General features: G+C 61.3%; 18 protein-coding genes. 5 read left to right on the top strand and 13 right to left on the bottom strand.

All coding sequences use genetic code 11. The annotated features are described in order from the left end of the window. The first annotated feature begins 103 nt into the window (after positions 1 to 103). Positions 104 to 967, top strand: a complete 864-nt coding sequence (locus L6D89_RS13265) for a LysR family transcriptional regulator (protein ID WP_236175903.1) — start codon at positions 104 to 106, stop codon at positions 965 to 967. Here L6D89_RS13265 and L6D89_RS13260 read toward each other — a convergent pair. Beyond that, positions 954 to 3,017, bottom strand: a complete 2,064-nt coding sequence (locus L6D89_RS13260) for a putative bifunctional diguanylate cyclase/phosphodiesterase (RefSeq protein WP_236200024.1) — start codon at positions 3,015 to 3,017, stop codon at positions 954 to 956. The genes L6D89_RS13265 and L6D89_RS13260 overlap by 14 nt on opposite strands. A 75-nt stretch (positions 3,018 to 3,092) precedes the next feature. Further along, positions 3,093 to 4,166, bottom strand: a complete 1,074-nt coding sequence (locus L6D89_RS13255; RefSeq protein ID WP_236200023.1) for a metallophosphoesterase — start codon at positions 4,164 to 4,166, stop codon at positions 3,093 to 3,095. 116 nt (positions 4,167 to 4,282) lie between these two features. On the opposite strand from L6D89_RS13255, the gene L6D89_RS13250 reads away from it, so the two are divergent. After that, a complete protein-coding gene (locus tag L6D89_RS13250; protein WP_236200022.1) occupies positions 4,283 to 5,722 on the top strand; it encodes an ArnT family glycosyltransferase in 1,440 nt (479 codons plus the stop codon). Between the two features lie 74 nt (positions 5,723 to 5,796). After that, entirely contained in the window at positions 5,797 to 6,885 is a 1,089-nt protein-coding gene (locus tag L6D89_RS13245) for an FUSC family protein (protein WP_236200021.1), read from the top strand. Positions 6,886 to 6,988: 103 nt separating this feature from the next. Here L6D89_RS13245 and L6D89_RS13240 read toward each other — a convergent pair whose 3' ends face one another. Further along, positions 6,989 to 7,747, bottom strand: coding sequence for a 3-oxoacyl-ACP reductase family protein (locus L6D89_RS13240; RefSeq protein ID WP_236200020.1), 759 nt, complete (start codon positions 7,745 to 7,747; stop codon positions 6,989 to 6,991). Positions 7,748 to 7,867: 120 nt separating this feature from the next. On the opposite strand from L6D89_RS13240, the gene L6D89_RS13235 reads away from it, so the two are divergent. Together L6D89_RS13235 and L6D89_RS13230 are read left to right on the top strand one after the other, a co-directional pair. Then, positions 7,868 to 8,791: a LysR family transcriptional regulator gene (locus tag L6D89_RS13235; protein ID WP_236175909.1), complete on the top strand. Its 924-nt coding sequence runs from the start codon at positions 7,868 to 7,870 to the stop codon at positions 8,789 to 8,791. A gap of 141 nt (positions 8,792 to 8,932) precedes the next feature. Beyond that, positions 8,933 to 9,190: a hypothetical protein gene (locus L6D89_RS13230; RefSeq protein ID WP_236200019.1), complete on the top strand. Its 258-nt coding sequence runs from the start codon at positions 8,933 to 8,935 to the stop codon at positions 9,188 to 9,190. A 54-nt stretch (positions 9,191 to 9,244) separates the two neighbouring features. Here the strand turns inward: L6D89_RS13230 and L6D89_RS13225 are convergent, their stop codons facing one another. From L6D89_RS13225 to L6D89_RS13180, 10 genes are all read right to left on the bottom strand, one after another. Beyond that, complete coding sequence (locus L6D89_RS13225; protein WP_236200018.1) at positions 9,245 to 12,535, bottom strand: ImcF-related family protein; 3,291 nt, start codon at positions 12,533 to 12,535, stop codon at positions 9,245 to 9,247. A gap of 13 nt (positions 12,536 to 12,548) precedes the next feature. Continuing rightward, positions 12,549 to 13,787 carry a hypothetical protein gene (locus L6D89_RS13220; protein ID WP_236200017.1) on the bottom strand — a complete coding sequence of 413 codons (1,239 nt, stop codon included), beginning with the start codon at positions 13,785 to 13,787 and terminating at the stop codon, positions 12,549 to 12,551. Positions 13,788 to 13,789: 2 nt separating this feature from the next. Continuing rightward, on the bottom strand, positions 13,790 to 14,047 hold the full coding sequence (locus tag L6D89_RS13215) for a PAAR domain-containing protein (RefSeq protein ID WP_236200016.1): 258 nt from the start codon (positions 14,045 to 14,047) through the stop codon (positions 13,790 to 13,792). A gap of 552 nt (positions 14,048 to 14,599) precedes the next feature. After that, a complete protein-coding gene (locus L6D89_RS13210) occupies positions 14,600 to 15,004 on the bottom strand; it encodes a hypothetical protein (RefSeq protein WP_236200015.1) in 405 nt (134 codons plus the stop codon). Between the two features lie 110 nt (positions 15,005 to 15,114). After that, positions 15,115 to 15,540, bottom strand: a complete 426-nt coding sequence (locus L6D89_RS13205) for an SH3 domain-containing protein (RefSeq protein ID WP_236200014.1) — start codon at positions 15,538 to 15,540, stop codon at positions 15,115 to 15,117. Between the two features lie 422 nt (positions 15,541 to 15,962). Continuing rightward, positions 15,963 to 16,355 (bottom strand): hypothetical protein, encoded by a 393-nt coding sequence (locus L6D89_RS13200; RefSeq protein WP_236200013.1) that lies wholly within the window; start codon positions 16,353 to 16,355, stop codon positions 15,963 to 15,965. Positions 16,356 to 16,532: 177 nt separating this feature from the next. Further along, positions 16,533 to 16,928 (bottom strand): hypothetical protein, encoded by a 396-nt coding sequence (locus L6D89_RS13195; protein ID WP_236200012.1) that lies wholly within the window; start codon positions 16,926 to 16,928, stop codon positions 16,533 to 16,535. A 124-nt stretch (positions 16,929 to 17,052) separates the two neighbouring features. Then, entirely contained in the window at positions 17,053 to 17,607 is a 555-nt protein-coding gene (locus L6D89_RS13190; protein WP_236200011.1) for a hypothetical protein, read from the bottom strand. Beyond that, positions 17,582 to 20,359, bottom strand: coding sequence for a glycoside hydrolase family 19 protein (locus L6D89_RS13185; RefSeq protein ID WP_236200010.1), 2,778 nt, complete (start codon positions 20,357 to 20,359; stop codon positions 17,582 to 17,584). The genes L6D89_RS13190 and L6D89_RS13185 overlap by 26 nt, the downstream gene beginning before the upstream one ends. Before the next feature lie 49 nt (positions 20,360 to 20,408). Next, positions 20,409 to 22,108, bottom strand: a 1,700-nt coding sequence (locus tag L6D89_RS13180; protein WP_236200009.1) for a DUF2345 domain-containing protein, incomplete at its 5' end; no start/stop codon positions are given.

The following is a 22,108-nucleotide window of genomic DNA, read 5'->3' as shown; positions in this document are numbered from 1 at the left end:
GTCGTGCGTCTACTCACGCTCAAGCAAATGAGCAGCAGCAGTATGACGAAGGGATGTTCTATGCTGAAATTAAATAGAAACATGACTTTCAGTGGGAATCACAATGCTTGACCCCAACCTCCTGCGCAGCTTCGTGATGGTGGTGGATGCCGGCAACTTCACCCGCGCCGCCGAACTGCTGCACCTCACCCAGTCCACCGTCAGCCAGCAGATCCTCCGTCTGGAGCAGAGCCTGGACTGTCGCCTGCTGGATCGCAGCCAGCGCCAGGTGCTCCCCACCGAACAGGGCGAACGCTTGCTGGGCTATGCGCGGCGCATCCTCGAACTGGGCTCGGAGGCGCGCGAGGCGCTGAGCAGCGAACACAGCGAGGGCGTGCTGCGCCTGGGGATGCCGGAGGACTTCGCCGGCGAACGGATGATGCCGCTGCTGGCGGCCTTCAGCGCCGAACGCCCGCGGCTGCGCCTGGAGGTTTCCAGCGGCCTCAGCCAGGAGCTGCTGCGCCAATACCGCAGCGGCGAGCTGGACCTGGCGCTGGTCAAGCAATGGGGCGCGGACAGCGACTGCCTCGCCCATTGGCCCGAACCGCTGGCCTGGCAGGACAGCGCCGCGACGCCTGCCGCTGCGCGTGATCCGCTGCCGCTGGTGGTCTTCCCGCTGGGCGCGCTGTATCGCCAGGAGATGATCCACGCCCTGGAGGCCAGCGGCCGGCGCTGGCGCATCAGCTACAGCAGCGCCAGCCTGGCGAGCCTGTCGGCGGCAGTGGCGGCGGGCATGGGGGTCAGCCTGCTGCCTCTGCGTGGCCGACACGAAGGCCATCGCGTACTGACCGCCGACGAAGGTTTTGCGCCCATCGAGGGGCTGGAGCTGGCGCTCTACGCCCGTCCCGAGCTGGGCAGCGCCGGGCGCAGCCTGTGCGAGCAACTGCGCGAACTCTGCTCGCAGTTGGCCGCGGTTACGCGGGCGTAGAAAGACGCTCGAGGAACTGCTCGGCCGGCACCGGCTTGCCGAGCAGGAAGCCCTGCAGCGAATCACAGCCCAGGCGGGTAAGGAAGTTCTGCTGGCCGGAGGTTTCCACCCCCTCGGCGACGATGCGCAGGTCCAGTGCCTGGCCCAGCGCGACGATGGCCGAGACGATGGCGGCATCGTCGCTGTCCTGTTCCAGGTCACGGACGAAGCCGCGGTCGATCTTCAGTTCGTTGGCCGGCAGGCGCTTGAGGTAGAGCAGGCTGGAATAGCCGGTGCCGAAGTCGTCGATGGACAGGTCCACGCCCATGTCCGACAGCCTGCCGAGGATTTCCAGGCTGGAGTCGGCATCGCGCATGGCCGTGGTTTCGGTGATCTCCAGGGTCAGGCAGCGCGCCGGCAACTGGTGGCGTTGCAGCGCCTCGGCCACCGACTGCACCAGCGCGGCATGGCAGAACTGCAGGGCCGAGAGATTCACTGCCACCCGCCAGCTTTCGTGGCCCTGCAGGTACCACTCGCGCATCTGCCGGCAGGCTTCGTCCAGCACCCAGTCGCCGATGGGGATGATCAGCCCGGTGCGCTCGGCCAGGGCGATGAAGGTGTCGGGCATCAGCAGACCGCGCTGCGGATGCTGCCAGCGCAGCAGCGCCTCGGCGCCGATGGGTTCGCCGCTGGCAGCGAACTTGGGCTGGTAATGCAGGGTGAACTCGCGACGCTCCAGGGCCGCGCGCAGGTCGTGCAGCAGCTGCAGGTGATTGCGCGCGTTGGTGTTCATCGACTGCTCGAAGAAGCTGTAGCCGTTCTTGCCGTTGCCCTTGGCGTGGTACATCGCCGCGTCGGCGTTGCGCAGCAGTTCGTGCTGGCTGGCGCCGTCGCCGGGATAGACCACGATGCCGATGCTGGTGGCAATGCGCAGTTCCTGCCCGGCCACCTGGAACGGCTGGGCCAGCAGGTTGACCTGCTGGCTGGCGACGGTCACCGCGTCTTCCGCCTCGGCCAGTTCGGCGAGCACCACGAACTCGTCGCCGCCGATGCGCGCCACGGTGTCTTCGCTGCGCAGGCTGTCGCGCAGGCGCTGGGCCACGGCCTTGAGCAGCAGGTCGCCAACGTGGTGGCCGAAGGCGTCGTTGACCGGTTTGAAGCCGTCCAGGTCGAGGAACATCAGCGCGAAATGCCCGCCGCTGCGCTGCACCTTGGCGATCATCTGCTCGATGCGATCTTCCAGCAGGATACGGTTGGGCAGGCGCGTGAGGTTGTCGTGCAGGGCAAGCTGGGTCAGCTCCTGGTTGGCCTGCGCCAGCGACGAGGTGAGTTGCGCCGTGCGCGACTCCAGACGGGCATCGAGCACCGAGGTGAGCAACGCAATGCCGATCACTGCCAGGGTGACGACGATGATCAGCAGCGCCAGCCAGTCGCTGTCCAGCCCGCTGGGAGAAGCGCCGCAGAAGCTGCCCTCAGGGAAACGCGCGGCGGCCATGCCGGTGTAGTGCATCCCGACGATGGCCACGCCCATCACCAGCGCCGCGCCAACGCGGGCCAGGCGCACATAGGGCGTGTTGTGCCGCAGCTTGAAGGCGATCCACAGCGCGGCGCCGGACGCCGCCACAGCGATCATCAGGGACAGGCCGAACAGCGTCGGGTCGTAGTCGATACCCGGCTGCATCAGCATCGCGTACATGCCCAGGTAGTGCATGCAACTTATCCCGGCGCCCATGGCCAGCGCGCCGCTGAGCAATTGCCAGAGCGGCAGCCGGTCCTGGCTGACCAGCGCCAGGGCAAAGCCCGAGCTGAGCACGGCGATGGCCAGTGACAGCAGGGTCAGCGTGAGGTCATAGCCCAGCGCGATGGGCAGGCTGAAGGCAAGCATGCCGATGAAGTGCATCGACCAGACACCGATGCCCATGGCTACCCCGCCGCCGCCGATCCACAGCGGCACCGGCCAGCCGCGGGTGGTCGCGATGCGCCCGGCCAGGTCCAGGGCGGTGTAGGACGCCAGCATGGCGACGCACAGCGAAATCAGGACCAGGGCGGGATCGTAACTACCGGTAAGCATGGGGGCTCTCAGATGGACTCACGCGATCCCTGCGCGCAAAAGTCCGGAATTCTAGCGAAAACCCCCAGGTTACAACTACTGGCCAGTGGCCCTATTCGTCGCCAACTGCGCCGCGTCGTTCTGCTTCAGACAGCCCTGCGCCATCCAGGGGCAGGCCCGGGCCCAGAGGAAGCCCTGCTCGCGGTTCCCCTGCGGGTCGTAGTACGCCAGCTGCAACCGGTCCGCGGTGAAGGCCAGGCGCGCGAAACCGTGCTGTTCGGCGGCGAACAGCGTGCCATCGGCCGGCTCGCCGGGCCTGATCCCGTCGAGGGTCTGGCCACCGCCACCGGAGACCAGCCAGGCCGGCTCACCGGGACGGACTATCACCTCCTGGTTGTGCTCGTGCCCGGAAAGATAGAGATCCACGCCGCTGTGCTGCATCGCCGGCAGCAGTTGCTGCAGCAGGCCAACATCATCGCCGTGCTTGCCACCGCTGCTGCGCATGGCGTGGTGCGCCACCACCATCTTCCACAGCGGCGCGGGCCCGGGGCGGGCGAAGGCGGTCTGCAGGAAGTCCGCTTGGCGCTGGCGGCCGTTGGCGTCGGCATTGGTATCCAGAAACACCACACGCAGCAGCGGGCGCCCCTGCACTTCGCCAAAGTCGCGCGTATAGAAGGGAGCCGGCATCTGCCAGCGACCGGAACCGGCGTGCTGACGGGCGTAGTCCAGCTCAACAGCCGCCGAGGCGGGATAGTCGTGATTGCCCAGCACCGCGTAGAACGGCACATGGCTGAGCCAGCGACCGTGATAGACACGCTCGAACTTGAGCTGCCAGGCCGGGTCGTCGACCCCGCCAAGGGCCTTGCCGTAGAAGTTGTCCCCCAGCAGCAGGACCATATTCACCCCGCCTTCGCTCTGTGCAACACGCTCCATGCCCTCGGCTACGCGCCATTGCTGCAGGTCGCCGCTGCCCTGGTCGCCCAGCGCCAGCAGCGTCACCTGCGCCGGGTTCTGGCCCGGCAAGGGGGTGTAGGGCGGAGGTGGCACCAACACCATGAAGCCGGCCAGGCAGCCGACCACCACAATCAGCACGGCCAGCGCCAGCAGCAGGTGGCGGCGGCGAAAGCGACGCGACGAGGCAACACGGGAACCAGGCAGACGGACGGACATGGCAACCCCCAGGGGTGGGCCGGGCGAGGGTCGCAGTGAAGCACCGGGAAGGTTAATTTCGCGTTAACGAAATGTCGCCTATACATGCAGGCAACCGGAACCGCCCAGGACCCACCATGCCCCAGCGCCGCTACTTCGTCGTTCTGCTCGTGCTGGGCAGCCTGCTGTTCTTCTGCGCACTGGGCAATCACCAGTTGCAGGGCTCCACCGAGCCCAGGGTGGCGGGCATCGCGATGGAAATGCACCTCGACCAGGACTGGGTGACGCCGCGCCTGAACGGCCAGCCGTTCCTGGAGAAGCCGCCGCTGAGCCTATGGCTGGACGTCGCGGCCATTCGTCTGTTCGGGCCCACCACCCTGGCCGTGCGGCTGGCCTCGGCATTCGCCGGGCTGTTCTGCGTGCTGCTGCTTTATCGCGTGCTCCGGCGCATCGGCCGGCCCGCCACGCTGGCGCTGCTCGCCTCGCTCATGCTGATGACCCTGGCGAGCTTCTGGGCCAATGCCCGCCAGGTCGGCGAAGATGCCCTGCTCGCTTTCGGCGTGACGCTGGCACTGCTGTCATTCCTGCAAGCCTGGCTCAAGCCACCGGGGCCCACCGCGCACTGGCTGGCGTTCACCGTGGGGATTGCCATCGCCACCCTGAGCAAGGGCGTGCTGGGCCTGGCCCTGCCCGGCGTGGTGATCTTCGCCTGCCTGCTGTGGGACAGCCTGACGCAACGCCGGTTGGAAATCTCCGCCTGGCTGCGACCACTGCTATGGACACTGCCGGGCCTGCTGCCGCTGCTGGTCTGGTTGCTGTTCCTGTATCAGGCGGGCGGCACAGCGGCCCTGCAGGAAATCCTCTGGACCAACAGCGTCGGGCGCTTCAGCGGCACGTTCAGCGAAGCCGGGCATTTCGAACCCTTTTATTACTACCTGGCGCGCCTGCCACAGGCATTCCTGCCGTGGAATTTCCTCCTCTACCTGGGGCTCTGGCATTTGCGCAAGCGCCTGCTGCGGGACCGCTACCTGCTGTTCTTCTGCCTGTGGCTGGCGGCGCAGTTCGCCCTGCTCAGCCTCGCCTCCAGCAAGCGCATGGTCTACCTGATGGCACTGGCCCCGGCGGCAGCGGTGATCGCTGCCGAATATGCCTACGTCTTCCTGCCGCGCTGGCATGCCCGCGCCTCGCAGCGGATACGTGGCGCGGCAGTCTGCCTGGCGTTACTGATACCCGCCTGCTATCTGGGCTACGCAATCTGCTTCGAACCCCGCGCCGACCAGCAGGAATCCTTCCTGCCGCTGACCGAAGCGATTCGCCAGCAGCAGATGGCCGGGCGCCAGGTGGCGCTGTTCCAGCCCAGCGAACGACTCGCCGGCGCCAGTGTGTTCTATAGCCGCAGCCTGCTACCGGCACTGCAGACCCGCGAAGAGCTGGCGGCTTTCCTCCGCCAGCCGAACGGCCCTATCGCCCTGCTGGAAAGCACAACCGTGCCAGAGGCGCCGCTGAGCGTGCTGCAGCACTTCCGCGTGGGCGAGCGCGATTACTACTTCGTCGGCGAGCAATTACCCCGGGATTGACCCAGGGCCGCCCCTTCCGGCCCAGAGCGGCTAACCTTGCTGCAGCACCACTGCCCGCACAGGAGCCGCTTCCCTTGGCGAAGCAACCCTCGATCCTCACCCTGCCTTTCCGTCGCCTGGCCAATCCCTACACCCGCTATCGCTACGCCGCCTGGATCCACTGCGTGCGCGTCGGCCTCGCCCTGCTCGCCTCGATGCTGCTGACCAGCGCGCTGAAGTTGCCCCACGGCCTCTGGGCCTCGGTGACGGTACTGGTGGTGATGGGCGGGCTGGTGCACCAGGGGACGATTCGCGGCAAGTCCTACGAGCGGGTGCTGGGCACCCTGGTGGGCGCCGCGCTGGGGCTGGGGGTGATCGCGATCTACGACCAGACGCGTTCGCTCACCCTTACCTACCTGGTCATGTCGGTGCTGGGTGCGGCCTCGGCGTTCTATGCGATCCGCCGACCCGGCTACGTGGCGCTGCTGGCGGGGATCACCCTGTGCATCGTCGCCGGCCCCGGCGAGACCGGTTTCACCGAAGGCCTGTGGCGCTCGGCCAACGTACTGATCGGCGTCGCTGTCGCGCTGCTGTTCTCGCAGATCTACCCGCTGCGCGCGGTCTACGTCTGGCGCTACCTGCTCTCGGACAACCTGCGGGCCTGCGCACGGATGTACGGGCAGCTATCGTCCAACCACGACTTCACCGCCGAGCATTTCGCCCGCCAGCTGGAAGAGCTGGACCATCGCCTGGTGGCCTCACGCGCGCACCTGGGGCCGGTGTCGCGGGAGACCGGCATGCCGCTGCGCGAGCTGGAAATCCTCCAGCGCATCCACCGCGCAATCATGGGCACCCTGGAATCGCTGATCGCCTCGCGGCAGTTCGCCGCCCAGGCCGGGGAAATAGAACCGGTGCCGGCCAGCCTCGACGCGCACCGGCAGATCATTGGCCGCCTGCTGCTGCAATCGGCCCATGCCCTGAAATTCAGCCGCACCAGCAAGCTGGTGCAGGCCTGCCAGGGCCTGGACAACCTGCCGGCGCGGCCGCACAACCTGACCGATTCCTTCGAGAAGCAGGGCTTCTACTGGCTCACCCTGCGCCTCTACGAACAGGTGGAGATGCTCTCGGCGAAGCTCGCCAACACCTCCGAACACTGGAACATCCAGAGCAGAGACAGAGCCTGATTGCGCGAGCCAGAGCAGAACAAGGCGAAAAATGCCACGGGCGCGGAGGGCAAATGAGCAGCCCGGGGCATTTTTCCACACAGTTATGCCGACGCGCCGCCAATCAAGCCCCGAAGCCGCCGTCGATGGTCAGGCTGGCTCCGGTGATATAGCCGGCTTCCGGGCCCGCCAGGTAGGCGACGAAGGCGGCGATTTCTTCCGCACGGCCGTAACGCCCGACCGCCATCAGGTCCATCAGCGACGCCGCAAAGTCGCTGTCGGCGGGGTTCATGTCGGTGTCCACCGGGCCGGGCTGCACGTTGTTCACGGTGATGCCGCGCGGGCCGAGGTCACGGGCCAGGCCCTTGGTCAGGCCGACGATGGCCGACTTGCTCATGGCGTAGACCGCACCGCCGCCGAAGGGCATGCGGTCGGCGTTGGTGCTGCCGATGGTGATGATGCGCCCGCCCTGCCCCATGTGCCGCGCGGCGGCCTGGGTGGCGACGAAGACACTGCGCACGTTTACCGCCAGGGTGCGATCGAGGTCTTCCAGGCTGAACTCCTCCACCGGCGCGATGGCCAGCACCCCGGCGTTGTTCACCAGGATATCGATGCCACCCAGGCGCTGGGCCGCGGTGTCGATGGCGCTCCGCACGGACGCCGCATCGCCGCTGTCGGCTTTCAGTGCCAGGGCACGGCCACCGGCGGCTTCGATGCTGGCCGCGAGGTCCTCGGCCTTCTGCGCCGAGCTGACGTAGGTGAAGGCCACGGCGGCGCCTTCGCGGGCCAGGCGCTGCACGATGGCGGCGCCGATGCCGCGGGAACCGCCCTGTACGAAAGCGACTTTGCCGGCGAGAGATTGAGTGGTTTGCGTGGTAGTCATTTCATGTCTCCAGGAATGTGGGGGAGTCAGTTCGACGGGGCCAGTTTCGCGCTCCCACTCCTGACCCGGTAGCCAGTAATCGCTATATTCAGTCGATACCAAACGTCCGGAATATTCCCCATGGAAAGCCTGATCAGTATCGAATGCTTCGTCCGCAGCGCCGAGGCCGGCAGCTTCGCCGCCGCCGCGCGACGCCTGGGGCTCACGCCAGCGGCGGTAAGCAAGAACGTGGCGCGGCTGGAGAACAACCTGGGCGTGCGGCTGTTCCAGCGTAGTACCCGCAGCCTGGCCCTGACTGAATCCGGCGAACGATTTCTCGACGAGGCCAGCGGCGGCCTGGCCAGCCTGCAGAGCGCCATCGCCAACCTGGCCAGTACCGACGGCCAGCCCAGCGGCATGCTGAAGGTGAGCATGGGGCTGGTGTTTGGCCGCGACTACATCCTGCCGCTGCTGGGGGACTTCCTCGGGCGCTACCCGGCGATCCGCCCGGACTGGCACTTCGACAACCGCCAGGTCGACCTCATCGCCGAAGGCTTCGACGCGGCCATCGGCGGCGGCTTCGAACTGCCGCCCGGTGTGGTGGCGCGCAAGCTGAGCCCGGCGCACCTGGTATTGCTGGCCGCGCCAGCCTACCTGGAGGGCCGCCCGGCAATCCGCTATCCGTCGGACCTGCCCAGCCACGACGGCATCCGTATCCGCTCCCCGCAGACCGGCCGCGTGCGGCCCTGGCCACTGACCAATCGCCAGCAGGCCCAGGCACCCATCGCGCTGAAGGAACGCATGACCTTCAGCGACCCGGAAGCTGCCTGCGTCGCCGCCTTGATGGGCCTGGGCGTCACCCTGGTGAGCATGCCGCACGCCGTGCCCTACCTGGACAGCGGCCGTCTGGTGCGCGTACTGCCGGACTGGTACGTAGACGCCGGCAACACCGCGCTCTATTACACCGCGCAGAAACTGCTGCCAGCCAAGACGCGAGTGTTCGTCGACTACACCATCGAGCACTTCCGCAGCCAGGGCCTGGAACACAAGTTCAGTGCGATCTGACCGGCGACGCGTGGATCGGGGTTTTCCTGACCCGGGTCAGAAATGAAATGAATTCGCGGGGCAAACGCTTGTCGATTGTTAGCAAGCTAACGTAGTTTCGAATTTCTTCGACTCGGCATTCGAAATGCAAGGAGAACCTGCATGAAAAAGTACGCCCTGCTCCTGGCCATGGTGTTTTCCGTCCCGGCATTCGCCGACAGCGCGCTGTGCGACGGCAACCTGCAGCAGCTCAATGACTTCCTCAAGACCGCCAGCAAGGACGCCACCGGCGTGAAGGTGAACGTGGTCCACGAATACATCGCCAAGGCCGAGGCAGCGAAAAAGGCCGGCGACTACCAGGAATGCGTCAACCAGACCACCCAGGCATTGCGGGTGATCCATAAGCCGGCCAATCGCTGATCATGGCCGGAAACAAAAAGCCCCGCCCAGGCGGGGCTTTTTCATGCAAACACGTCAGCGAACGGCCGTTTGTACGGCCACCTGGAACACGTCCTGCGGCAGCTTGAAATCCCGCAGTTTCAGCAAGGCCAACGGCCCGGCACCGCGTTGAGTCCGCATCTCCCAGGTCAGCGGAATGCCATCCGGCGCGGCCAGCACAACCTGATACATCGAACTGTCACCCGCCAGCGGCGTGACCCTGGCCTGCTCCAGCAGGCGGATCAATGCCCAGCCGCCTGGATAGTCGCCATACAAGCGAGCACCTGCCCTGATGCTGCTCCAGGTCAGGGACACCCCCGGGTGATCATTCGGGCTCGGCCAGGTGAAGGCCCGCCAGCTTTCCATCTGGTTGAAGTACTCCAGTCGCTCACCGTCGATGATCAACTGCGTCTCCACCAGATCACGCACCGGCTTGGCCTTGAGTTGGAAATCCAGGCGCATGGCACCATCGGAATACAGCGTATCAGCCAGTTCCCCCAGTCGATTGATCGCCCCCAGGAAGGCCGGGCTGACCCGCACTCCCTGACTGTCGCCCGCCACCGGCACCCAGCGCTTGCCCTGCTTGCGCAATACCCCACCCAGTTCCTCGGCGATGAACCGGTCGATACTCCCGCCCGAGCGAATCATCTGTCCCAACAACGGCAGCGGGGCATCCGCCCCTGCGGCGACAAAGGGGTAGCGGCCGGCAAAAGCACGCTGCCAGTCAGCCACAATTGCCTGTTGCCAGCGGCGATTCAGGTCATTTGCCGAGGACTGCATCACCCCCGACCAGGCCTGGTCCAGGGGCAGCACGAAGAGGTTCTGGGCAAAGGCCGCCAACGGTTTGCCAAGGCTTTGCGCAACCACCTGGCCATAGTCACGGGTGTCGAGGGTGAGCCCCTGGAAAGTGGCCTGCGCCAGGGCCTGGGCCATCGCCCGTGGATCGGCCGCGTTCTCGACCTGCTGCAAGCGGGTGCGGGCCTGGGTGACGTGCGCGAGATAAGCCGGCAGACTGACCTGACCATTGCCTGCGGCTGCCCTCTTCCCCTGCAGCGTCAGCAGGGGGCCGAACACCGGCTCCATTGCTGACAGCGCTGCCGGAGCCCCCGCGACAGGGTCGCTGTCCTTGCGCGAACCGCGCTCTCCCTCCTCCGCGGCACGCCCCTGATAGGCCAGCGCCTGCATCAGTGCCAGCAGCGGCGAGCGCCGTGTGTCGGCCAGCAGGCTCAATTGCTCGATAGCCTCGGCCTGGCTGCCTGCCTTGCGCCAGCGAATGCTGTTGAGAAAGCCCAGCCAGGCCTGGCTGTAGTCGCTGAAGTAGCGCGACGTCAGCCGCGCCTTGAGCGCTTCCGGTTGCACGTCAGGGGCGAGTGGATGCTGCGGGTCACTGAGCACCCAGTCGAGTTCTTCATGGCGCGCTTCGGCGATCCGGCCGATAGCCTCGCGCAGGTAACCGTCCCACGCCTGCCGGGTCAGCGCGCCCGGTACGCGGGTGGACGTGGCGAACAACCTCGTGGCATCGCTCTCACCAGTCAGACCAGCCAGCCTCAGGTCGACGAACTGATTGCCCGCCTCGTCGAGCAAACGTTGGTACAGCGCCTGCTCCACCGCGGGTTGATCGAGTTGGCCCAGCAGCGTCTGGCGCGCCTGCGCGATCACCTGGGCGCCGGGGGCGATCCGCCACTGCGGATGCCCCGACAGGTGCCGCGCATAGAAGGCCCACAGGCCCGGGGCCAAATCCTGCCAGCGTGCCGGCTGCACAGCGGAGCGGGCGACAGTGGCCGCCTCCAGCTGCCTGGCCAGGAATTCCGCATCGGCCTTCTCCGGCTGCGCCAGCATCAGGTAGGCCTTGAGCTGATCGCGGGCGCTGGCCGCCCCCGCGTTCAGCTCCGGGCTGTCCGGTGGCAGGTTCGCCAGCGCGCTCAGGCGTTGCTCCAGGCTGCGCGCCGCTTCATCACGCATGAGCCGGTTATTGGCCTGGGTGAAGCGCGGCCACAGCGCTACCAGCAACGCGTCGTTCTGGCTCAGGCCAAAGCGCTGGTACCAGGGCACGCCGCTCTCCTGGCGCTGTTCCAGGCGGGTCATGAGGCGGGCCAGTTGATCGAGCGCCGTCAATTGCGCGTCGAGTTCCGTGGATGTGTTCAGCGTCGCCAGCGCCGCTTCCGCCGAGGCGACTTGGCTGCGGTTGCTGGCGAAGGACAGCAGCAAAGCCACCGCGCACAGGCCTGCCAAACCCAGTGCCGCCACCTGTACGCCACGCAGCCAGGTCCAACCGAAACGACGCCCGCGCGTCTGGCGATCCTCAAGGATGGCGCTCCAGGCGGGCACAGGCCACCAGATGTTCTGGGTAGTCCCTTCGCCAGCAGGCTGTTGCGCCAGGCTGAACAGCAACCCGCGCAACGGCACGCCACGGGCGAAACGCGGCAACAACGGTGCCAATATCCTGCCCCAGTGGGCGATCCCCGCCTTGCCCAGGTCGCGGGACAGGCGCAACTGGAAATCCTGACTGCATGCCGAATTCATCCGCGCCAATCCTTGCTTGCGCAGTGGCGCCAGCAGCGTGCGCAGGGACTCCTCGACCCACCCCGCCGAGGCGTTGGGCGCAAGCAGGCAACCAATCGCCGGCAGCGTGCGCTCGTACTGTTGCCAATCGCTCCCGCGCACTTGCCAAAGGTACAAGGGCGCCTGCCAGCGCAGGCTCCGCGCCAGGTCGTGCAATTGTCGTACGCCGTCACTCAACGCCTGCGCACTGGCGCTCTGCCCCTCGCTCAAGGCCCAGACCACACCATCCAGCGGGTGTCCAGGGCGCAACTCTTTCAGCACCCCTACCACTCCGGTTCGCCACAAACCACGCATGCTGCCGCCATACAGCAGCAGTACACCCTCGCCTTCCAGCCAGCGGGCCGTGGAGAGCCCAGGCGCGATGGCATCGACCTCGTCCTGCTCGCCGACCACCAGCAGCAGGCGAACCTTGCTGCGCCAGGCAAAGCCGTGGGCGGCGGGCAGATGGTTGCGGATGGCAATCAGATCATTGTCGGCAGCGGCCTGGAGCGGATCGACCACCACCTGCGCGGCCGGCTCCATGTCATCGGCACTGCTCGCCCGGTAATCGAACTGACCGGATTTACTGCCCAGGAATCGATAGAGCCCCAGCATCAGCACAAGCGCCGAGCCCAGCATCACCGTCCAGAACAGCCCCGAGGACTGTTCCTCGCTGCCGGCATGGACGCCGAGCAACTCCGGATGCCGCCAGAACAACAACGCAAGGACTCCCGCGATGATCACGACCAGAGAAGCGAGCAGAACCAGCAAACGAGCAGAACGCATGAGTACTTCCCTATTACGGCGACGGCGCAGCCGTCACCACAGAACTCCACAACGCAGAATCGGCAACGGTGTTGCCGCTGAAGATGATTTGCGGCTGGCCATCGCGGCGCACCGCTTCCAACGCGGCGGCGATGGCCAGCCATGGTGCCGCGCAACCGGGGTGGCCCAGGCAGGCGCCCAGGTCACACAGGGCCGGTTCCGGCTTGAGCAGTTCCAGCGCCACCGTGTTGACATCGCCCTGGCGCTTGGCAGGTATCCCCACCATCCACGCGCGCTCGAGCGCCTCGGCTTGCAGCGGCACCCAGTCCAGCGCCTGGTGGGCGGCATAGCGCAAGGTTTCGCCAGTGATACCGTGCTCCTGCTCCGGGCGGTGCAGATACGCCACCGCGCGCGCGGTCTTCTGGGTCAGGCGGTTGCCCAGCAAGAGGGCCACCGCCACTTCTGCGGAGCCTTCCAACAACTCCGGTGCGACACACAGTGCCACCACCAGCAACAAGGCCGGATCGGCGATGCGCTCATCCAGGCAATGGTCCACGGCGTCCAGCCCCTGGCACTCCAGGCGCGTCACCGGCTGGCGGATGCCCGACTCCGCCCAGGCCCGCTGCCAGGCATCCTGCTGCAGGGCCGAGGGAATGCTGCTGTCGGTTTCCAGCACCAGCGTCAACGGCTGCTCGGCCGGAAAAGCCCGTAATGCCAGGGCTATATCACCCAACACCTGGCGGTACAGACGCAACAGCATCGCCGCGTCATCCAGCGCTTCTCCCGCATCGCTCACGACGGGCAACATCGCGGAGTGTCGAGCCGTGAGTTCCCCCTTGCCGCGCACCAGTTGGGTTTTCAGCTCGCCCTTGCCGCTGCTCAGGGCCTCGAACTGTGCATCGCCCTGCCCATCGTCCTGGTCACGCAAGGCGGTATGCAGACTGACCGCCAGCACCTGCTGCGAACGGCGCCCCTTGCGCAGCTTGGCCAGCCAGTCGGCCTCGCGCGCCGCATTCCAGCCCTCGGCGCTACTGAGCAGGCTGATATGCAGCAGGAATCGCCCGAACAGCAGCAGGCTCCAGACCACCAGAGGAATCCCCAGCGCGCGGCCCCAGAATAAAACAGGCTGTTGCCCCAGCGACTGCTCGCCCAACGCCAGGGTCAGGCCCATGCCAATCAGCAGGGCCAGCAACAACAGGCCAAGCCAGACCCACGCACTGGGCGACGCCGGCAGCTTCGCCGGTGGCGGCACCTTATCCAGACGGACCGCCATGCTCAGCTCGCGGTTGCTTCGGGCAGTGACGTGATCAACGCACAACCGCAGGCGCAACGATGGCCCTGGAAGGCAATGGGCACTCCGTTGTCCCTGAAGGTCGGGTGCCCTTCGCTCACCACAGTCGGGCCATGGGCCGGGCAACTCACCTGATCGCCCACACGGGCCACGCCGATGCCGTGGAATTTTCTATTGGGGGAGCCAGTCAGCACGCTGCCGCCGCTGGTGGTTTTGTCGCCGATGCGGATGATGCCTTTCATTGAAATATTCCCTTTGTCGAAAATAAACAGGTATACGAAACAGGAAAACAACAAGTTAAAAGAGAGACGAACTTATTCCCCGACAAACAACCTTGGTGCATCTAACCATTCCGACCACCAAAAGCCCCCCAAAAGGGGAAAGATTTATTTTAGGCACTCTAATCCTGACCCCACATATAGCTTTAGAGCAGGAAAAATAAATCTGCCACTTTTGTATCCCAAGTCGTTACGACAACGCCTAAAGGAGGTCAATTCAAACCTCATGGAGCATGATGGGCTATGGCTATTTCGGTAGTTCACTGGCTACCCAAGTGATAGCCGAAACCGGAACCGCTATAACATTCCCATCTGAATACAGGGCACAAAACAGCGAAGAACACATTATCAACCTGTAACTCCGGGCAGCCTTACCAGGCTCGGCAAGCGTTACAACAGGCGACTGACTGAAGCCCGATATCACACTATCAGCCGCCGCCTTCTTCCCGGCCGCGTAAAAAGGCGAAACAAGGAAATGCAATGTCATCATCACGCCCAACGCAAAACCCAATATAGTCATCGCACCAACAGGAACAGCCATGGACATGATCGCAAGCTTCTTAGCTCGCTTGGTAAACGGTTGCGGCGCAGGCCTATCAAGGCTTGCGTTGTATTTATCAAGAAAAAAAGCAGAACGCCGCTCCCCGCCACATAAGCCGTCGCAAGAAGAACAACGAAAGCAAACTTCAAGCCTACCGTCGAAATCAGACCACTGGACACATGCATCCATGCTGCTACTGAATTAATCAAAGTATCCGCCACATCCTGAGGAAACATGGAAGGATCCATCTGCAAGTAACTTAAGTAAGCATCATGAAATGCTCTACCATTCAAATACAGCACTGGCCATGCAACGGCAAACAACACGCCCATGGACTGCAATGCCCTACCTGTCCACTTAGTGATATTTATTTGTTCCATCGGGAGACTCCATTTCTGAAGAGAGAAAAAGAGAAAGATTTATTTTAGGCACTCTAATCCTGAATTGCACACATAGTTTTAGAGCAGGAAAAATAAAACCACTTTTCCCACTAACTTTTACCCTTGCAAGCTCGAATATCCCCGACCCTTACCGTGTTCGCTGGAACCCACCCTCTAATCAACCCTTGCTCACCATACTGAGTATTCATCCAAAGTTTATCATCTGAAACATCTAGAACTACCACAATATCTCCTTTTATCAAGTAGGGTTTAACCCTTCCATCGGCTCTGGGCCCCTTTGAAATGTGAGCATTTTCAGCCACAACGACCATACAAGCTTCTACATCGGTCCCGAGAAATACAACTCGAGTTGTGACCATCCCCTGATCGCCATAAGAAGAAACCTTCTCCAAATCTGAGTCTATCGGCATTATAGATTGAACTTTTCGCAGCCCTTCACCTATCGAGTACTTCTCTATTTTGGCGAACGGACCGTCATGAGTAGTACTTACCAAAAATCCGTCCCTGTCCAACATGGGCGCTCCAAAAACACCTGGAGCCTTGGACGCTTTTATCTTTCCATCTATTAGATGTATAAAGTGTAAAGAATAATAGCCTTCGGCGCGCCCCTCTTACAGTTTCAGAAAAACATATTCCTCACCCGCCCTCCCATTAAAAAACAAAACCGGGACAGAGCTTCCTCCAGGCATAGTTCCATCTTCAATTGGCGCCCACCCATCACCATCCCTAAGATAGTATCTACTCTCATCAACCTTAATGGTCAAAGACAGATTACTCTGCGCGGCGGAGTTATAAAACTCAGAGCTCTGCCCTGCCAATGTAACTGGGAAACTCATGACTTTTAGGAAAAACGACAATACCAAAAACAGAAAAATCAAAAAACAGCCTTTAAAAAACTTCGCTAGCGATGTCCTTACTGAGAAGCTGGCAAACACGATCAATGCCTTCCTAGCGGCAGGCATCTATTCAAATTAGCCGCATCAGAGAAGCCTGTAAAATAGCTCTTTAATTTCGATCCGCTCATCTTTGAAACGAAACTTCTATCGATCTTTATTGAATCCACTCCTATATTCCAACTATCATCTACACCACCCCAATAGCCACCACAGAACGCTCCAGTCTCCTCCCTTAAAACACAGCCAGTCTTAATATCAACAAAATCACAGTACGCTCTCTCTACGTCTTGCTGCACTTCACCAACTCCAGAAATATAACCATGTTCAATTCTATTCAGAACAAAATATAAATTACTCTTCGATAGATCAGCCTCACTTCCAGCATCAAAACTAAAAACCTTATTTTTTTTACCTTGAAAAAGGTCAATCACCACCCCGTTTTTCCGGTGAATAGCCACTTCCTTCCACTCATCACCGTCTCTATTTGAATACACAACATCGCCCTATTTACCTTGCACCTTCAACACATTTTCAGTATCTGAACCAACTGCAAAAACAGAAAACGATAAACACAAAAAAAACACAATAAATCCATTCATAACAGCCCCACCTCACAGCTGTGCTTTTAGATGACTATATCTAGCTGGAGCCACGCTTACACCATTCACTTTTGCCATCCGCCTAGCATCTCCATAATCATCAAGAATTTCTTTCTCATACCTGTCGTGCTGCTCACCCCATATTAAGATATCTTTAGAAACCCCAGAGTTAGACAAGAAGAATCTATCTAACGCACTAGCTATATCGTTCGCCATATTTCCAGGCCTATTTATATGGTGATCCAGTGCAGTCGCCTTCCCCAAGGATGATTTAAATAAATCTTTAACCCTAAAGGAATAGCCAGGAACTGGTGCCTCTAGGACAACCAGCCTCATCCGTCTGGAGAAATCCAGTAACTGTTGCTCACAAAATTCATCCGTTGTAATGGCTCGCAAAATTGCAGCCATTGCCTTTGACTCGACATTCCTGCCATATGTTGACTCCGAGGAACCACTCCTAATCACCGAATCCCAACATCTCCACGCTCAGCACTAACCCAGTATTTCTGCACACCCCAATTAAAACTCTATTTTAATCCAGCGTCTTAATATACTCCTTTGCAGTCTTAGCATCATGAAATGGACATTCCTTTTTCTCCCCCGTCTCTAGATCAACCCCATCAAAACAATTCTCTAAAGCATCATACTGAATATCTCCTGCCAAACTACGTATGACCAAGCGCCCACCCGAAATAATCATAGAGTAACTATTAGCATTATAAATCCTCCCCTTAATACCCCTAGATTCCCCATCCATAGAAGTAAGCACATACATAAGCTTACCCCCCCTCCCAGTCAGGAAGAATACGGAAATAACATCTCCTTCAGGGGAAACCCCAACACGCTGCACCTCTCCACCATTTTGCGGGACACTATAAATCTCAACATCATGAACAAATCCATTTGTGTCAATCCTGTTAATTTCGCGCGCATAGCTATTCCTAACAAAGAACACTAGCGATTTCTTTCCATACAACTCTGCAACTACGGCCGGATGTGGGATTTCAATATAATCAACACCTGCCCGCACACTCACAAACGGCAAAAATAACAATACAAAACTAAATATCAAGAAATATTTTTTCATCTATAAATATCCTTCTAAAATGGTCTCTTCTCTCCTTGTAGCTTGTTGTGGATCTATTAACAATCTTGGTGACTTCATTAACATTTTCCGGAGCCGCCCCCCTATCCGCAATTTTATACAGCTCATTTTTCATCCAGAAATAAACTCCGGAACGCAGTGCATACTTTGGATTCAAATGAACGAGATCTGGACTTGCAGAAAAATCAACACCCTCACCCCAGAACTCCTTATGAAAATCTGAGAATCCTCGATAGTTAGACTTTCCAGTCAAGTGCTTAAGCCCCCGACCTCTATACTTCCACCCATCCCCCGAGGAAACATCCCCATTCCCAATCTTGTTGCAATACATCCTGTTCGCCAACTCAATCTTTTTGCTTAGAGGGAGTGATGTCTTTACGGTTGTATATCCGTAGTCACTTGCCTCCGCCGGATGATCTATAAAGTACCTAAAATTCTCCTTCAGATAACTCACACTAAATATGAAGCTATGCTCTTCAACTTCGAGAGTAGCACCCACCTCTTCCCTTACCTGTGCAAAGAAGTGGCTAAGCCGCAACGGCGTATCCAACTTATAGTCTTCTGCATTCTCACTAATTTCATCAGCCATTCCTTGAAGAAGATCATCCTTGCCAGAGGTATTCCTTAATCCTTCAAAGACCAGCTTTAGCATCTGCCTTGTAATTTTCCCCTGCTTACAACCCAGCCATCCGACCAGACTAATCGGATGCAAGTGATAAACCTTCGCTCCCTTCGGCAATATCCCCCCCGTTGCTACCTCTTCCCACCAACCCAACTGCTTGATCCGCTCTTTCTCTGCAACCCAATTCAACATGGGCGCTGAAGTGGTATGGCCCAGTACCTTATCCAGGGCATCCCATTTGCTCTGTTGGTAATACCATTCGCTTTCGTAGTGAATGATCAGTTGGGCAATGGATTGCGCGTAGGCTGGAACACGTATGGCATCTCGCATTTCTGTCGCGGTGATCTTGCCGTTGCGCCCTCCTTCATCACTGCCCTTGTCGTTGCGATCCCTGTCGATGATGTCGTACAGGCGAGTCTTGACCGGCCCCTTGTCGGAAGCATCGATCCGTGGGCGGTTGCGCTCGCGATCTTCTTCCTTGGAAAGCCCCAGGGCATCCATCACATATGCCAGGCCGTTTTCGGGCGGGTCGTCGTTGACGATGATGTCGTAGCCATCCCAGGACCAGGGATTCACCCAAGGGGTGACACCGACTTCCTCGCGCACCCAGCCTTCCAGCAACTTTCCGTCGAGATCGTTGAGCAGGTTGTCCAGGCGATACCAGTTGATGGCGTTGCGGCCATCCACCGCCGGAAGCTGGATTTTTCTCTCTGGCGGCAAATCATCGAGTAGGTTTTTTGGCACCAGCAGGTCGGCCGTGCTGGCACTACCTGGTTCAAATAGCGTCGGGGGATTGGTGGCGCTGAACCTGTCCTGATGCGTCACCACCGGAACGCAGCCGGCAATCTTCAGCCAGGTCTTTTCGCTGGCGGGCATACGCGCGGCCCAGGCGCGGCTGGCAGCAAGGAAGGACTTCATGTCGTCGGCAGTGAAGACCTCCAGGTGCAACTTTTCCTGCGGCGAGGTTTCATTACTTTCCTGGTAGGGGCCGAGGTGGCCGATCAACTCACCGGCCTTGATGGGTGCCGGCGTTTCGAGCACCAGCACACGGTTCTGTACTGCCGGCTTGCGCAGACGTTCCAGCGACGCGTACTGCACGTATTGGGCAACACTTTCCAGTTTGCGGAAGCGCCCCTCGCCGCTGATGGTGACTTCGCTGCCCTTGGGCAGTTTGAAGAGCTTTTCACTCTTTGCGTCGGCCTCTGCCAGAACGTCTAGCGCAGCACTGGCACCAGCCACGCTATAAACGTCGCCAGCCGAGAGTTGCAAGCGTGAAAACTCGATGTAACCGCGCAGGCTGCCATCGTCGCTCTGCAACCCTTGTGGACCTTTGCTGCCCTTGAGCTTGCGGTAATCGCCTTGACCGGTGACGGCCAGCGTGGCGCCCCGTGGCAGAAAGCCAATTGCTTTGCCTTGGCGACTCGGCTGGTGCAGCAGGTTCAGGCCGCGCTGGTTGGGCGCACCCAGCGCTGTATCGTTGGCGGTGTCCTTAACCCTTAGGGTGAACCCTTCCGGCCAGAACGCCGGTCGTTTGATCTCTGTGTTGGATTTGTAGCTTTCCCAATCCTGCAAGTGCATGTAGAGGCTGAAGAAGATCAAGCTCGGCGGTTTATCGGTACTGCCTTCAAGTGCAGGAGCCTCCAGGCGGTGGCGGACGAGTACGAAAGCCGAGGCGAAAGGCGCCGCCACTGTGACGCCCGGTGCCGGGAAGTAGGTAGTTTTGGGCGTCTTCCCAGGAATTCGGTAGGCAACCACCTCACCATCAGCGATACAGCGAACATGGTCCTGCTTGAGAATGCCAGCGGTGCCAGAGTCGAAGTGCACACCGCCATGCCACATGCCGTTCACGCCTATGGGGTAATAGCCGGCCACAGCGTTGGCGAGCTGTGTGAGTTGCTGCAGAGGATTGGATTTATCGCCGAAGGGATGCCGCCAACGTTTCACCGCTGCCAGTGCTGTCGCCGGAACAGGGGTTTTCTCCAGTGGTGCTGGGGCCAGTGGTGAAGGCGTGGGCGTGAGCACCGGAACTGGACGAGGTTGTGGAGGGCCATCGCGCTGGTTGCGATAAACGTCCATCAAGCCTTCATAAAGGTCGCGAAGGTAGTTGAGCATGGTGATATCCGTTCCTTGGGGGTGATGGGCTATTGGCTTGCAGGGCTCATCACCCCGAATAGCGCGTTAGTTGCATGTGTCTGTTCTCGTTTTCAGCAAGCTGTGGGAGCTCCGGAACAGCCATTTCCTGCTTCGCCGGCCCCTGGAAATCAAAGTGCGCGGACTTGATCAGGTAGTCGCCCTGGGTGCCGGACTCGATGCCGCAGTTGTCCATCGTGATGTAGGTGCCGGCGGCGTTGAGGACGATCTTCTTCCTGGCGGTGATGTGGATTTCATCCTCGGTGCTGACGATGTCCAATCCCTGGCGGGCGAGTATTTCCATGCGGTCGTTCTGCGCCTGGAGCTGCACCGCGCCCTGGTTGGCGATGAGTTTCAGGCCGAGCTTGCGCACGAACAGGCTCATGCCCTCGCCCACGCCGATGAACAGGCGCTTGACCACGCTGACGTCCGCCTCGTTGCCGGCGTTGAGTATCAGGTTGCGCTGGGCAGCCAGTTGCAGGTGGTTGCCACTGGTGAGGGCAATACCCTTGGGGGCGCTGAGCAGGAGGACGGAGCTCTTCAGTTGCTCCAGGTCCTGCTTGAGCAGGTCGATCTGCTTCTGTACCTGCGCCGGGTCGGCCTTGGCGGTTTCGGCATCGGCGGAGAGCTTCTGCATCTCATCGCCGGCCTGCTCCAGGCGTGCGACAGCCTCCTGCATCGCCAGTACCTGGCCCTTGGCGCCGGGCTGTACATCGGCGCTGATAAACACGCCTTTGCCCGCGCGCACTGCACCCCAGCCATCGGTGCGCAGCTCGAAACCTTCGCCGCGCTTCTTGCGTTTGGCATCTACGAGATGGCCGAGGTTGAGCTGGCTCTTGCCGGAGTGTTCGGTGCTGACCTTGATGTGTTCCTGGCCGCGGGTGTCGTCCAGGCGAATCTTGTTGTTGGCCGGCGTGCGCAGGACGTTGCGCTTGTGGTTGTGGATGGTGACGTGATCGGGTTCGAGGTTGGTGTGCAGGGCGTGGGCGATGAACGGCCGGTCGGGGTCGCCCTGCTCGAAGGCCACGGCCACTTCGGTGCCGGCCAGCAGTGGCAGGTGCAGGCCGTGGGTGTCGCCGGCGTAGGGCCGCGCCAGGCGCAGCCACATGCTTTCGCGGCCGGCGGGCCAGGTGTCGCGGTCGAAGAGGAAGTTGACGCGGTAGCGCCCTTCGCCATCGATGTGGCTGTAGGGGTCGTTCTGCTGCGGGCTGGTGACGCGTGCGGGCACGGTGCCGGCGATGCGTGGTTTGGCCGGCACTGGCGGGCGGAAGGCGATGGTGCCGTCGGGGATGGCTTCGAAGCGCACTTCGAAGCTGCGGTCGCGGGCGGCGGTGCAATGGGTGCGGACGATCAGCGCGCCTTCGCTGAAGGCGGCCGGTGCGCCACCTTCGACCTTGAGCACCTGGCCGGGCGCCAGGGCGGCGCTGCTGCTGGCGCCACTCAGGCGAAGCTGGTCGTTGAGGTAGCGCTCGTGGGCCAACTGGGCGTAGAACACGCCGCTTTCGGCATGGCCTTCCTCATCGCCGCGCGCCAGGGGATCGCCGAGGGTCTGGTAGGGCTCGTCGGCGTAGTGGTAGGCCTCGCCGTAGGTGGTGCTGGCTCCACGGGTCAGGTCGGCCTGGCCGTCGAGGTTGGCGCCGGCGTCGCGTGAGTAGTAGGCGCGGGAGCTGACCAGTTGCTGCACGACCTGGTGGCTGGCCTGCAGCTCCCAGACGGCATCCTGGCCGCTGC

Source organism: Pseudomonas pseudonitroreducens, from assembly GCF_021603645.1.
Taxonomy (GTDB): domain Bacteria; phylum Pseudomonadota; class Gammaproteobacteria; order Pseudomonadales; family Pseudomonadaceae; genus Pseudomonas; species Pseudomonas pseudonitroreducens.
This window is presented reverse-complemented; position numbering and strand designations above follow the sequence as displayed.